Origin of the sequence: Faecalibacterium sp. Marseille-Q3530, assembly GCF_017377625.1 — a bacterium.
In the GTDB taxonomy this organism is placed as follows: domain Bacteria; phylum Bacillota; class Clostridia; order Oscillospirales; family Ruminococcaceae; genus Faecalibacterium; species Faecalibacterium prausnitzii_E.
The window spans coordinates 384,032-396,638 of the sequence record NZ_JAFREH010000001.1 but is presented as its reverse complement, the minus strand read 5'-3'; the positions used below and the strand labels follow the sequence as shown (position 1 = coordinate 396,638).

Here is a 12,607-nt window from a genome sequence, read left to right as displayed (position 1 = left end):
TTTCTGAATTTGAACGCAGCAGGGAAACTCTCCTCTTTCCCTCAGCCCTGCCACACAACAATGATATTATAATCAGTTCTGCGCATGAATGCAAGGAAAAGAGCCAATTTTTGCCGTTACTGCTATTTTTGGACCCGTCTTTCTGACAAATCTGCTAAAAATTCAGATTTAGCACTTTTTCTTGCGCTCCATTTATATTATAATAAGGGTACAGCGGGCCGGGAGCTGCTGCAGGAGAACGGCGGCACCCCGGCAATTCGGAGAGAAATTCCGCTCAGAACGAAAAAGCCGCGCCCCGGTTTTCGGGCGCAGGCGGGTTTGTGCCCGAAAATCCCGAAAATGAGTCCGAAAAACCGGGAAACTCGGAACCGCTCCCGCCGTGCAGAAGCCGCGCGGCGTGCAAAGTGAGGATACGATGGTTAATAAAGTGCGAGTGAACATTGCGGGCGCGCCCTATGCGATCGCAACGACGGATTCGGAAAAGTATATCACCTCTCTGGCCAAAAAGCTGGACGAGGATATCGCAAAGCTGCTGGACGGAAACGAAAATCTTTCGGTGACCAAGGCGGCGGTGTTCTGCGCCATGGACTATCTGGACGAGTACAAAAAAAGCACCGGCAGCGCCGAGAACATGCGCAGCCAGATCCAGAGCTATATCGCGGATGCAGCCCATGCGAAGCTCGCGGAGGATAAGGCAAAAGCTGAGAATGAGACGCTCCGGCGCGAAAATGCAGCCCTGCGGGAGCAGCTGGCCCGCCTGAAGGCAAAACAGGACCGCGAAAAGGCCGCGCAGACCGAGCAGGAACAGGAAAAACAGAGGGAACAGAATGTCGAAGATTGAGATCCTTGCCCCGGTGGGCAGTGAAGAGATGCTCCATGCCGCTGTGTTCAGCGGTGCGGACGCCGTGTATCTGGGGTTTTCGGGCTTCAACGCCCGCACCAGCGCGGGAAACTTTGATGCGGACAGCCTGAAGGAGGCCGTCCGCTTCTGCCATGTGCGCGGGGTCAAGGTGCATGTGGCGCTGAACACCACCGTTTACGGAACCGAACTGGCCCAGCTGGCGGATGCCGTGCGGGCAGTGGCCGCCAGCGGCGCGGATGCCGTCATCTGCCAGGACCTGGCCGTGGCAAAGCTCATCGGGGAGATCGCCCCGGAACTGCCCCGCCACGGCTCCACCCAGATGAGCGTCCACACCTTGCAGGGCGCGCTGGAGCTGAAGGACCTGGGTTTCACCCGCGTGGTGCTGGCCCGTGAGCTGAGCCTGCCGGAGGTGGAAGCCATCACCCGGAACTGCGGCATCGAGACCGAGTGCTTCGTCCACGGGGCGCTGTGCATGTGCGTCAGCGGCCAGTGCTACATGTCGGCTTTTCTGGGCGGGCGCAGCGGCAACCGCGGCTCCTGCGCAGGCCCCTGCCGCCTGCCGTTTGAGGCGAACCCCCTGCCGGAGGGCAGGCCGGGCCGCCTGCATCACCTGTCCCTGAAGGACAATTCCGTCATCGACAAGCTGGACAGGCTGCAGGCCATCGGCGTGGCCTCGGCCAAGATCGAGGGCCGTCTGCGCACACCGGAATACGTGGCGGCGGCGGTCAATGCCTGCCTGGCGGGCCGCGAAGGCCGCGCCTATGACCGCGACCTGCTGAAGAATGCGTTCAGCCGGTCCGGTTTCACGTCCGGCTATCTGGACGGCAAGATCGACGGCACGATGTTCGGCGTCCGCAGTGAGGCCGACGCGGAACTGACCCGGAAGACCCTGCCCGCCCTGCGGGAGCTGTACCGCCGGGAGCGCTCCCGCGTGCCGGTGAAGATGAAGCTGGAGATCGAGGAGGGCGGCGAGAAGCTGACCGTCACCGATGCAGACGGCAACCGCGCCTTTGCCTACGGCGACGCCGAACCCCAGCCCGCCCGCACCGACCCCACCGAGAGCTTGCAGCGCAGCCTGTCCAAGACGGGCGGCACACCGTTCGCGGTGGAAAAGATCGACGTGGAGATGGACGGCGGGCCGTGGTTCGTGCCGAGCAGCGCCGTCAATGAACTGCGCCGCACCGCGCTGGAGGGCCTGCAGCAGAAGCGCGAGACCCTGCGCCCCTGGCCGATGCACGAGGTGGAGCTGCCGCCGCTGCCGCAGCGCACACTGCCGCCCCATCGGACCCTCCGCGCCCGGTTCGAGAGCTGGGACCAGGTGCCGGAACAGGCACTCTCCGGCCTCGAAGCGCTCATCCTGCCCATCGCGCAGGCAGACCGCGTCCCCCGTGCGTGGCGCAGCAAGACCATCCTCGAACTGCCCCGCGTCATGTTCGGCGCGCTGGAAGCGGACACCGCCCGCCGCATTGCGGCGACGCAGGAGGCCGGGTTTGCGGGCTACGAGGCGGGCAACATCGCCCACCTGCGGATGTGCCGGGGCCTGCCGCTCTCCGGCGGTTTCGGCCTGAATGTGACCAACCAGCTGTCGGCTCAGTTCTATGCCGACCACGGCCTGAACGCCATCCTCATCCTGCCGGAGGTCAAGGACAGCGACATCGCGTCCATTGCTCCGGCGCAGAACGGCCAGCCGGTGCCCACGGGCGTGATCGTCTACGGCCACATGCCGCTGATGGTCACCCGTGCCTGCCCGCTGCAAAATATCCACGATTGCGCCCACTGCGACAAGACCGGCCTGCTGACCGACCGCAAGGCCAAAAAGTTCCCGGTGCGCTGCGGCATGGGGGTGCGTACTATTTATAATCCGGTGCCCATCTACATGGGTGACAAGCCCGGTGCCCTGACGGTGGACTACGGCGTGGCCTATTTCACGCTGGAGACCCGCGAGGAAGCCGCCGCCATTCTGGACAGCATCCGCCAGCATGCCCCGTTCGAGGGCGAGTTCACCCGCGGGCTGTATTTCAAAGGAACGAATTGAGGTATAACATGGAACCCATCACGGTAAACTATAAAGTATTGGATGCGCGGGCGAAGGTGCCCGCCTACGCGACGCCGGGCGCGGCCGCAGCCGACCTGTGCGCTGTGCTGGACGAACCCCTGACCGTGGCCCCCATGCAGCGGGTGCTGGTGCCTACCGGCCTTGCCATCGAGCTGCCCGGCGCTCACTGCGTGGCGCTGGTCTATGCCAGGAGCGGCCTGTCCATCAAGCACGGCCTGTGCATGGCCAACGGCGTCGGTGTCGTGGACAGCGATTATCGCGGGGAACTGAAGGTGCCCATGGTCAATCTGGGCGGCGAGGCCTACACCATCCAGCCCGGCGAACGGGTGGCGCAGCTCTGCATCACGCCGGTGTACACCGCAGCCTTCGCGCAGGTGGAGGAGCTGGGCGGTACCCAGCGCGGCGAGGGCGGCTTCGGCTCGACGGGAAAATAAAATGAAACAACTGATTTTGGCCTCCGGCAGCCCCCGGCGCAGAGAGCTGCTGAGCCTGTACACCACCGATTTTACCGTCTGCGCCAGCGATTTTGACGAGAGCACCGTGACCGCCGACACCCCTGCTGAGCTGGTGGAAATGCTGGCGCGGGGCAAGTGCCAGGCAGTCTCGGCCCAGCACCCCGGCGCGGTGGTCATCGGCTGCGACACCGTCGTGGATGTGAAAGGGGAAGTGTTCGGCAAGCCCCACAGCGTGGAGGACGCCAGACGGATGCTGCGGGCCCTTTCCGGTGCGGTGCACGAGGTCCACACCGGCGTCTGCATCTCGGACGGCACCCGCACCGAGAGCTTCGTGGACACCTGCCGCGTGAAGTTCTTCCCCATCTCCGAAGCGGAGATCGAGCGCTATGCCGCCACCGAAGAACCCTACGACAAGGCCGGTGCCTATGCCATCCAGGGCCGTGCGGCCCTCTGGCTGGATGGCATCGAGGGCGACTATTACACCATCATGGGGCTGCCCGTCAGCCGCACCATCCGGCTGCTGGAGCGATTTTGAGCGGCTTGGCGCGGAGATTTATGAAAAAATCCGGAAAAACCTGTAAAAACGCTTGAGAAAACTTCTACTTGCGGCTATAATATAGTCGTGTTATTCTGCGATCGGCGGCGGACTGGTTTGCGCCGCCCTGCGTTTTGGATAGACCGGAAATACGAAGGAGAGCTTCATTATGAGTTTGTTTTCAAAAGACGTTGGCATTGATCTGGGTACAGCCAACACCCTGGTTTACATGAAGGGAAAGGGCATCATCATGCGCGAGCCGTCCGTTGTGGCGGTGGACACCAAGACCGATGAGGTCCGCTGCGTGGGCACCGAGGCAAAGGCCGTCATCGGCCGCACCCCCGGCAGCATCGTGGCCGTCCGCCCCCTGAAGGACGGCGTTATTGCGGACTTTGACATCACGGCCAATCTGCTGGAGAACTTCCTGAAGAAGGCCTGCGGCAACAGCATGTTCTCCCGCCCCCGCGTGGTCATCTGCATCCCGTCCGGCGTGACGGAAGTCGAGCGCCGCGCGGTGCGTGAGGCGACCCTGAAGGCTGGTGCCCGCCAGGTCTCCGTCATCGAGGAGCCCATGGCTGCGGCCATCGGTGCAGGCCTGCCCATCAGCGAGCCCACGGGCAGCATGATCGTGGACATCGGCGGCGGCACGGCTGAGATCGCCGTCATCTCGCTGGGCGGCATCGTGGCGTCCCGCAGCGTCCGGATGGCAGGCGACATGTTCGACCAGGCCATCATCGCGTTCATCAAGCGCAAGTACAACCTGCTCATCGGTGAGCGCACCGCCGAGCAGATCAAGATCGAGATCGGCTCTGCTTACCCCCTGGACCCCGAAATGACCATGGAGATCAAGGGCCGCAATCTGGTGGACGGCCTGCCCAAGAACATCGTCGTCCACTCCGAGGACGTGCGCGAGGCTCTGCTGGAGTGCCTGGTGAAGATCACCAGCGCCATCAAGGAGACGCTGGAGCGCACCCCGCCGGAACTGAGCGCCGACATCATCGACCACGGCATCACCCTGACGGGTGGCGGCGCACTGCTGCGCGGTCTGGACCAGCTGATCCAGAGCGAGACCGGCATCGACGTGCATGTGGCTGAGGACCCGCTGGACTGCGTGGCCAAGGGCGCAGGTGCCGTGCTGGATCATGTGGACGTCCTGCATGACGTTCTGGATACCGACGGGCCCCATATGTAACAGAGAGTGCGGACGGCTCTGGCTGTCCGCGCTTTTTTGCAACCGGAGGAAGTTCCCTTGAAAGATTTTTTCGAAACCTGGAAATTTAAGATCCTCATCGGCATCGCGGTGTTCCTGGTGGGCATCATGGCCTATGCCGGTGCCAACGACCGCCTGACCGCCGCCCCGCAGGAGCTGCTGAGCGTGGCTGTGGCCCCGTTCCAGAAGGCGGCTGCCATGGTGGGCGACCGCGTGGCCTCCCTGTGGGAGAACTATACCAACATCGGGGCCATTCTGGACGAGAACGAGCAGCTCACCGCCGAGAACGCCGAGCTGCGCAAACAGATGGTGGACTACGACCGGCTCAAGGCGGAGAACGAAGCCTACAAGGCGCTGGCCAACATCCAGAACACCCGCCCGGAGATGAGCTGCGTCTCAGCCTTCGTCATCGGCCGCGACCCGCTGGATGCCTTTTACGGCTTCACGCTGGATCAGGGCTCGGTGGACGGCGTGGAGCTGAACGACACCGTCGTCAGCGACGAGGGTTATCTGCTGGGCGTGGTGGTGGAAGTGGAAACCACCAGCTGCAAGGTCATGACCATCCTGCACCCCAACTTCAACGCGGCGGGCGTCGTTTCCCGCACGCGGGACAACGGCATCATCACCGGCAGCTCGGACTATGCGGCCGACGGCCTGTGTGTGCTGACCAACCTGAACCGCAATACCCTGACGCAGAAGAGCGACCAGGTCATCACCACGGGGCTGGGCGGCGTTTTCCCGGCGGATGTGCTGGTGGGCGTGGTCCGGGAAGTGGTGCCGGAGGTCAGCGGCAAATCGTCCATCGCGGTCATCGAGCCGGGCGCAGACCCGCGCACGGTGCGCCACGCATTCATCATTACCAATTTCTGAGGAGGCCCTGCCATGGAATCACGCCGCAAGCGCAAGCGCAGCCAGATCACCAAATGGGTCTGCTATGCGCTGCTGATGCTGCTGTGCACGGTCTTGCAGACCCTGCCGGGGCTGTTCCGGCTGGGGGAGGCAAAGCCCCTCTGGCTGTTGCCGCTGGCGCTGGCCGTCGCGGTGGAGGAGGGCGAGTTCGCGGGGGGCATCTTCGGTGCCGTCTGTGGCCTGATGTGGGACTACACCGCAGGCCGCACCGCCGGGCTGCTGGCCTTTGAGCTGCTGCTGCTCTGCTTTCTGCTCTCGGCGGTCATGCAGCTCTACTTCAAGACCTCGGCGGCGAATGTTGTCCTGCTGGAAACGGCGGCGGTGCTGCTGGTGCTCTCGCTGGACTGGCTGTTCTTCTACTACATGCCCGGTTACAGCGGGGCAGTGGAGCGGTATCTGTGGTTCGTGCTGCCCACGGCGGCGCTGACCATCCCGGTCTGTCTGGTGCTGTTCGGGGCAGTGCGCCGCATCCATGCGGAATTCAAGATCGACAACGACGTAGTCTGAACCGGCTGCGCCAAAAGGAGAACGGATGAACCAAGACGAACGCAAAACGGCCGCGCGGCGGATGATGCTTCTCATCGCCGCCGCAGGTGTGATCATCGGGCTGTACGGCTTCCGGCTGATCTTTCTGCAGCTGGTCAACGGCGACAGCTTCAAGGCGCAGGCCACCAACACGACCGATTATAAATTTACCGTCACGGCCGCCCGCGGCAACATCGTGGACAGCAAGGGCGAGCGCATCGCTTCCAGCGTGACGGGCTACAACGTGGTGCTGAACAAGCTGCTGATGGGCGACGAAGATCTGGACGCCCTGCTCCAGAAGCTGGTCGGCCTGCTGGGCGAGAACGGCGAGAGCTGGAACGACAGCCTGCTCATCGGGCAGGCCGATGCCGCCGGGCACTATGCGTACACGGCGGAGAGCGACAACGCCGCCGAGCAGCGCTCCCTTGCCGCCATGAAGGAGAACCTCGGCCTGCAGCAGTATGCCACCGCCGACGATGTGATGGAAAAGCTGGTGGAGGACTATGACCTTGCCGATTTCTCTTTCTACTGGCAGCGCATCCTGGGCGGCATCCATTACGAGATGCAGCTGCAGGCGTTTTCCAACGTCAACAACTTCATTCTGGCGGAAAACGTCAGCGAGGCCACTGTGGCCACCATCAAGGAGAACAGCCTCACCCTGCCGGGCGTGGAGATCGTGGAGACGAGCGCCCGCAGCTACGAGCAGGGCACGGTTCTGCCCCATGTGCTGGGCCGGGTGGGCAAGATCACGGCCGAAAAGTGGAAGGTGACCGACGAGAACGGTCAGGTGACCTATCCGCTCAAGGAAAAAGGCTACAACATGAACGACGTCATCGGCATTTCCGGCCTGGAATCTGCCTATGAGGACGAGCTGCGCGGCAAGGACGGCGTGGAGACCATCACCCGCAACTCGGACGGCGTCATCGTGAACACGGCCCTGACCACCGTGCCGGAACCGGGCCACACCGTCCAGCTGACCATCGACAGCGAGTTCCAGAAGGCCGTCGATCAGGCGCTGGCAAAGAACGTGGAGTGGATCCGGAACAGCTATGGGGACAGCAAGCAGGCCAGCGCCGGTGCGGTCGTCGTCATCGACGTCAAGACCGGCGGTGTGCTGGCAGCGTCCAATTACCCCAGCTTTGACCAGAACCTTTACGCCGCCAATTACAGCGCATACAGCGAGGACGAGAACATGCCCCTGTTCAACCGCGCATTGCAGGGCCTGTATACCCCCGGCTCCACCTACAAGCCCAGCGTGGCGGTGGCGGCGCTGGATACGGGGCTGATCAACCGGTATTCCACGGTGCTGTGCAACGGCGTCTATACCTATTATAAGGACTATCACCCCAAATGCACCCGCCATGGCCACAGCGGCAACATCGACGTCGTGACTGCCATCAAGTGGAGCTGCAACATCTTCTTCTACGATGTGGGCCGGCGCCTGACCAGCGATGTCTACGACGCCTATGCCTACAAGCTGGGCTTGGGCCAGCGCACCGGCGTGGAGGTCAGCGAGGCGCTGGGCCGCCTGACCACCAAGAACGACTCCAACTACACCGAGTCGCTGGACGTACAGGCCGCCATCGGCCAGGGCAACACGGCGGTCACGCCCATCCAGCTGGCGACCTATGCCGCCACGCTGGCCAACCGCGGCACCCGCTACCGCACCCACTTCGTCAAGGCCATCCTCGACTCCAACACCGGCAAGACGCTGGAAGAGACCCAGCCGGAGGTCATGGATGTCGTCGAGGACAAGGGCGAGACCTTCGACCTGGTCAAGGAAGGGATGCTGGGGGTGGCCCAGACCATCCCGGCATTGGCCAACTATCCTCACACCATCGCCTGCAAGACCGGCAGCCCCCAGCGCAGCGAGGGTTACTATGCAGGCAGCACCTATAAGCACTACACCAACGCCGCCATGATCGCCTACGGCCCGGCAGAAGACCCGGAGATCGCCATCGGCATCGTGGTGGAATACGGCGGTGCCGGTGCCCGTACCGGCACACTGGTGGCGGACATCTTCAACGCCTACTATGCGATGAAGGACGGCACCCTGACCGTGGACGAGGCGGCAGCAGAGTCGCTGGCGCAGCCCGAAACGGCAGCCGATGCGGCCGAGGCCCCTGCGGACGGCACAGCCGACCCTGCCGCCGGGGAGACAGAGGATGCCGGGCAGAACGACACAGCTGCGGCTCCGGCGGATGCCGCAGCCACGGCAGGTGCGTGACGATGATGCGCGGATTTCGGTGGAAATTGGAGAAACTCCCGAAAAAATCGGCGCTTTTGTCCAAAAACCTGTTGTAAAAAGAGAGAAATTATGATACTATGATATGTGCAAGGAAATGGCCCAGCACATGGGAAACGTAAAGGAGAGGTTGACCGATGACGATTGCACTGATCGCGCATGACTCCAAAAAGGAGCTGATGGTTCAGTTCTGTACGGCATACTGCCGGATCTTGAGCCAGCATAAATTGGTGGCCACCGGTACGACCGGCAAGATGATCGCCGAGGCAACGGGCCTGCAGGTCCAGCGATTCCTGGCGGGCATCCAGGGCGGCGACCAGCAGATTGCGTCCCGCATCGCCTGCAACGAGGTCGATCTGCTCCTGTTCTTCCGCGACCCCATCAATGCAAAGCCCAGTGAGCCCAATGAGATGACGCTGCTGCGCCTGTGTGATGTGCACAACATCCCGCTGGCCACCAACATCGCCACCGCAGAGGTGCTCATCCATGGTCTGGAGCGCGGCGACCTCGACTGGCGCGACATCGTCCACCCCCAGAACAGCTGAAATCAAAAAGAAAGAGGCTCTGGACCGAACGGTCCAGGGCCTCTTGTGCGTTTCCGGGCAGGATCAGAACTGGAGCTCTTCGGCCAGGTCGGAAAGCTCATCGGGCGAGAAATCGCCCAGCGGCAGGATGAGCCGGGCCAGCGTCTCCTGCGGCAGAGCGGCCAGAGCGGCGCTCTCGTCGCTGGCTGCATCGGCGGCGGGCAGCAGGTGGCTCACGCCGTCTGCATCCGTCTCCACCCGCGCATGGTGGCCGGTGGCGATGTACTGGATGCCCAGCCGGTCGGCAGCGGCCAGCAGGGCAGGGAAGCGCAGGTCGCCGGGCAGCGCTTCTTCGGCCAGCTGGCTTGCCAGCTCAGAAGCGTTCAGGGTGACGCACTCGATGCCGAGGGCCTTGGCCGCGTCCTTTGCGGCCTGCACGGTGTCGTCGGCGTCGGTCAGGCGGACCACTGCGCCCGCCACGGCAAAGCCCTGCTGCTGCAGGATGCGGACGGCGGCCCGGCAGCCTCTGCCGCCGCACAGGCCCACCAGGACCTTATCCTGTTCTTCGTAGGTGTCGAACCCGCTGCCGGGCAAAAACGTATCGCTCATCGTCCCTGTCTCCCTCCGTGTGCCTGACTTTGTGCCACGGCCAGCTGGTCGCAGCGCTCATTCTCCGGGTGGCCTGCGTGGCCCTTGACCCAGACATAGGTGATCTTGTGGCGGGCCTCCTGCTCCAGCGCCTGTTCCCACAGGTCCGGGTTCAGGGCAGGGGAGCCGTCGGATTTTTTCCAGCCCCGGCGCTTCCAGCCTTTGGCCCAGCCTTTTTCCAGCCCGTTGATGACGTACTGGCTGTCGGAGCACAGGCGCACCTCGCAGGGCTCTTTCAACTGGCGCAGCGCCTCGATGAAGGCCGTCAGCTCCATCCGGTTGTTGGTGGTGGACGCGTCGCCGCCGCTGAGCTCCTTCTCGTAGACTTTGCCGTTGAAACGGTAGCGCAGCACCGCACCCCAGCCGCCGGGGCCGGGGTTGCCGCTGCATGCGCCGTCGGTGTAAACTTCAACTTGTTTCATGTGGTTCTCCCGGTGTATTGTTGTAGATGCTTCTATTTAGAGCCATTTTTCCGTTTCTGTCAAGAGGGGGACGCATAATTTGCTGCCGCACAGCCCAACCTTGGAATTGACAAAAAGGGTGAGAAATACTATACTGTTTGTAACAAAATGCGTATAGGGGTGCACCGGAGGGGTGCGCTCAGGGGGCTGCACGGCTGCGCCGCGGTCGCATCGAACAGATGGACTGACAGGTTGCAATGTGCTGCGCAGACCCGACTCTGCGCTCGTGAAACGGCGCTGAAACGATAAATTCTATACGATGGTTTGGTGGAAGCGGCAGAGCTTGCCCGCTTCTTTGTGAGGACAGGCCGCCCGCAGAACGGGCGAGCCTGCGTTTTGTGATTGATTTTTGGAGGTACGAATGGCACAGGCAAAGGAACAGAGCCAGACCATGGCACAGGCTCAGAACAGAAACACGGAATCCACCGGCGAAAAGCGGCCCCGCACCCGCCGCCCCTATTATCAGCGGCGGCCCCGCCGCCCGCAGCAGCCCAAGGAGGCCGCTGTGCCCATCCACATCTACCCGCTGGGCGGCCTGGGCGAAGTGGGCAAGAATATGACGGTCTATGAGTGCTGCGGCGATATGATCATCGTGGACTGCGGCCTCGTCTTCCCGGACAGCGACATGTACGGCGTGGATCTGGTCATCCCGGACTTCACCTTCGTGGTGCAGAATAAGGAGAAGATCAAGGGCCTGCTCATCACCCACGGCCACGAAGACCACATCGGCAGCATCCCCTATCTGCTGCAAAAGTTCGATCTGCCCATCTACGGCACCCGCCTGACCTGCGGCCTCATCCGGAATAAGCTGGAAGAGTTCGGCCTGGCAGGCAAGACCAAGTTCGTGGAGATCACCCCCAAGCAGAAGCTCAAGCTGGGCTGCTTTACAGTGGAGCCCATCCATGTGAACCACTCCATCCCGGATGCGGTGGCCTTTGCCATCGACAGCCCGGCAGGCACCATCATCCAGACCGGTGACTTCAAGATCGACTACACCCCGCTGGCCTGCGGCGTCACCGACCTGACCACCCTGTCCGAGTACGGCCAGAAGGGCGTTCTGGCCCTGCTGAGCGACTCCACCAATGCCGAGCGTCCGGGCTTTACGGCCACCGAACAGAAGGTCGCCGCCGGTGTGCGCAACCTGTTTGCCCGTGCCCGGAACAAGCGCATCATCATTGCGACCTTTGCATCCAACATCTACCGCGTCCAGCAGATCATCGACCTGGCCGTGGAAGATGGCCGCAAGGTGGCATTCAGCGGCCGCAGCATGGTCAACAACACGGCCATGGCGCAGGAGCTGGGGTATATGCACATCCCGGAGGGCACCCTCATCAGCGTGGAAGAACTGAACCAGTATCCGCCGGAACAGGTGGTCCTCATCACCACCGGCAGCCAGGGAGAGCCGCTGAGCGCCCTTTCCCGCATGGCTTCGTGCAGCCACCGTCAGGTCCGCGTCGGCCCCGGCGACTTCATCATCATCTCCGCCAACCCCATCCCCGGCAACGAGAAGAGCGTGACCAAGATCGTCAACGGTCTGCTGCTGCTGGGCGCAGAGGTCATCTACGAGAGCATGTATGATGTCCACGTCTCCGGCCACGCCTGCCAGGAGGAGCAGAAGCTGATGCTCACCCTGACCCGGCCCAAGTATTTCCTGCCGGTGCACGGCGAGTACAAGCAGCTGAAAAAGCATGCCCTCACCGCCGCAAGCCTCGGCATCCCCACCAGCAACATCCTCATCGCAGAAAACGGCTCCAACGTCATCCTGACCAGGGATGAGATCAAGCTGGGCGAACCGGTCACCGCCGGTGCCGTCATGGTGGACGGCCTCGGCGTGGGCGACGTGGGGAATGTGGTCCTGCGGGACCGCAAGCACCTGTCGGAGGACGGCCTCGTCATCATCGTGGCCACCGTGGACAGCAAGACCGGCAAGGTGCTGGCCGGCCCCGATCTCGTGAGCCGCGGTTTCGTCTACGTGCGCGAGAACGAGAGCCTGATGGACGGTGCCCAGAGCATCGTAGAAAACGCGCTGGATCGCTGCGTGGACGAACACGTCCGCGACTGGAACAGCGTTAAGACCCGTGTGCGCGAGGCGCTGAGCAGCTATATCTACCGCCGCACCAAGCGCAGCCCGATGATCCTCCCCATCCTGATGGAGGTCTGATAGAGGCCGCCCGACG

Annotated in this window: 12 protein-coding genes; 10 read left to right on the top strand and 2 right to left on the bottom strand. The window is 62.9% G+C overall.

All coding sequences use genetic code 11. The features are described from left to right. The first annotated feature begins 415 nt into the window (after window positions 1-415). From zapA to mgsA, 9 genes are all read left to right on the top strand, one after another. On the top strand, window positions 416-841 hold the full coding sequence (zapA, locus tag J3350_RS01720; protein WP_097792609.1) for a cell division protein ZapA: 426 nt from the start codon (window positions 416-418) through the stop codon (window positions 839-841). Then, window positions 828-2,897, top strand: a complete 2,070-nt coding sequence (locus tag J3350_RS01715; RefSeq protein WP_207685485.1) for a U32 family peptidase — start codon at window positions 828-830, stop codon at window positions 2,895-2,897. Before zapA ends, J3350_RS01715 begins: the two co-directional genes overlap by 14 nt. Before the next feature lie 8 nt (window positions 2,898-2,905). After that, window positions 2,906-3,352: a dUTP diphosphatase gene (gene dut, locus J3350_RS01710; protein ID WP_207685484.1), complete on the top strand. Its 447-nt coding sequence runs from the start codon at window positions 2,906-2,908 to the stop codon at window positions 3,350-3,352. A 1-nt stretch (window position 3,353) separates the two neighbouring features. Continuing rightward, window positions 3,354-3,908 carry a nucleoside triphosphate pyrophosphatase gene (locus J3350_RS01705; RefSeq protein ID WP_207685483.1) on the top strand — a complete coding sequence of 185 codons (555 nt, stop codon included), beginning with the start codon at window positions 3,354-3,356 and terminating at the stop codon, window positions 3,906-3,908. Window positions 3,909-4,077: 169 nt separating this feature from the next. Further along, entirely contained in the window at window positions 4,078-5,100 is a 1,023-nt protein-coding gene (locus tag J3350_RS01700; protein ID WP_097792605.1) for a rod shape-determining protein, read from the top strand. A gap of 57 nt (window positions 5,101-5,157) precedes the next feature. Continuing rightward, window positions 5,158-5,988 (top strand): rod shape-determining protein MreC, encoded by an 831-nt coding sequence (mreC, locus tag J3350_RS01695; protein WP_242700082.1) that lies wholly within the window; start codon window positions 5,158-5,160, stop codon window positions 5,986-5,988. A gap of 12 nt (window positions 5,989-6,000) precedes the next feature. Beyond that, complete coding sequence (mreD, locus tag J3350_RS01690) at window positions 6,001-6,534, top strand: rod shape-determining protein MreD (RefSeq protein WP_097792604.1); 534 nt, start codon at window positions 6,001-6,003, stop codon at window positions 6,532-6,534. A gap of 25 nt (window positions 6,535-6,559) precedes the next feature. Next, complete coding sequence (locus J3350_RS01685) at window positions 6,560-8,779, top strand: penicillin-binding protein 2 (protein WP_207685481.1); 2,220 nt, start codon at window positions 6,560-6,562, stop codon at window positions 8,777-8,779. Between the two features lie 155 nt (window positions 8,780-8,934). Further along, complete coding sequence (gene mgsA / locus J3350_RS01680; RefSeq protein ID WP_097792602.1) at window positions 8,935-9,342, top strand: methylglyoxal synthase; 408 nt, start codon at window positions 8,935-8,937, stop codon at window positions 9,340-9,342. A 63-nt stretch (window positions 9,343-9,405) separates the two neighbouring features. Here mgsA and J3350_RS01675 read toward each other — a convergent pair whose 3' ends face one another. Together J3350_RS01675 and rnhA are read right to left on the bottom strand one after the other, a co-directional pair. Then, entirely contained in the window at window positions 9,406-9,930 is a 525-nt protein-coding gene (locus J3350_RS01675; protein WP_207685480.1) for a hypothetical protein, read from the bottom strand. Next, entirely contained in the window at window positions 9,927-10,391 is a 465-nt protein-coding gene (gene rnhA / locus J3350_RS01670; RefSeq protein WP_097792600.1) for a ribonuclease HI, read from the bottom strand. The genes J3350_RS01675 and rnhA overlap by 4 nt, the downstream gene beginning before the upstream one ends. Window positions 10,392-10,791: 400 nt before the next feature. On the opposite strand from rnhA, the gene J3350_RS01665 reads away from it, so the two are divergent. Next, window positions 10,792-12,591 (top strand): ribonuclease J, encoded by a 1,800-nt coding sequence (locus tag J3350_RS01665; RefSeq protein ID WP_097792599.1) that lies wholly within the window; start codon window positions 10,792-10,794, stop codon window positions 12,589-12,591. Window positions 12,592-12,607: the final 16 nt, after the last annotated feature.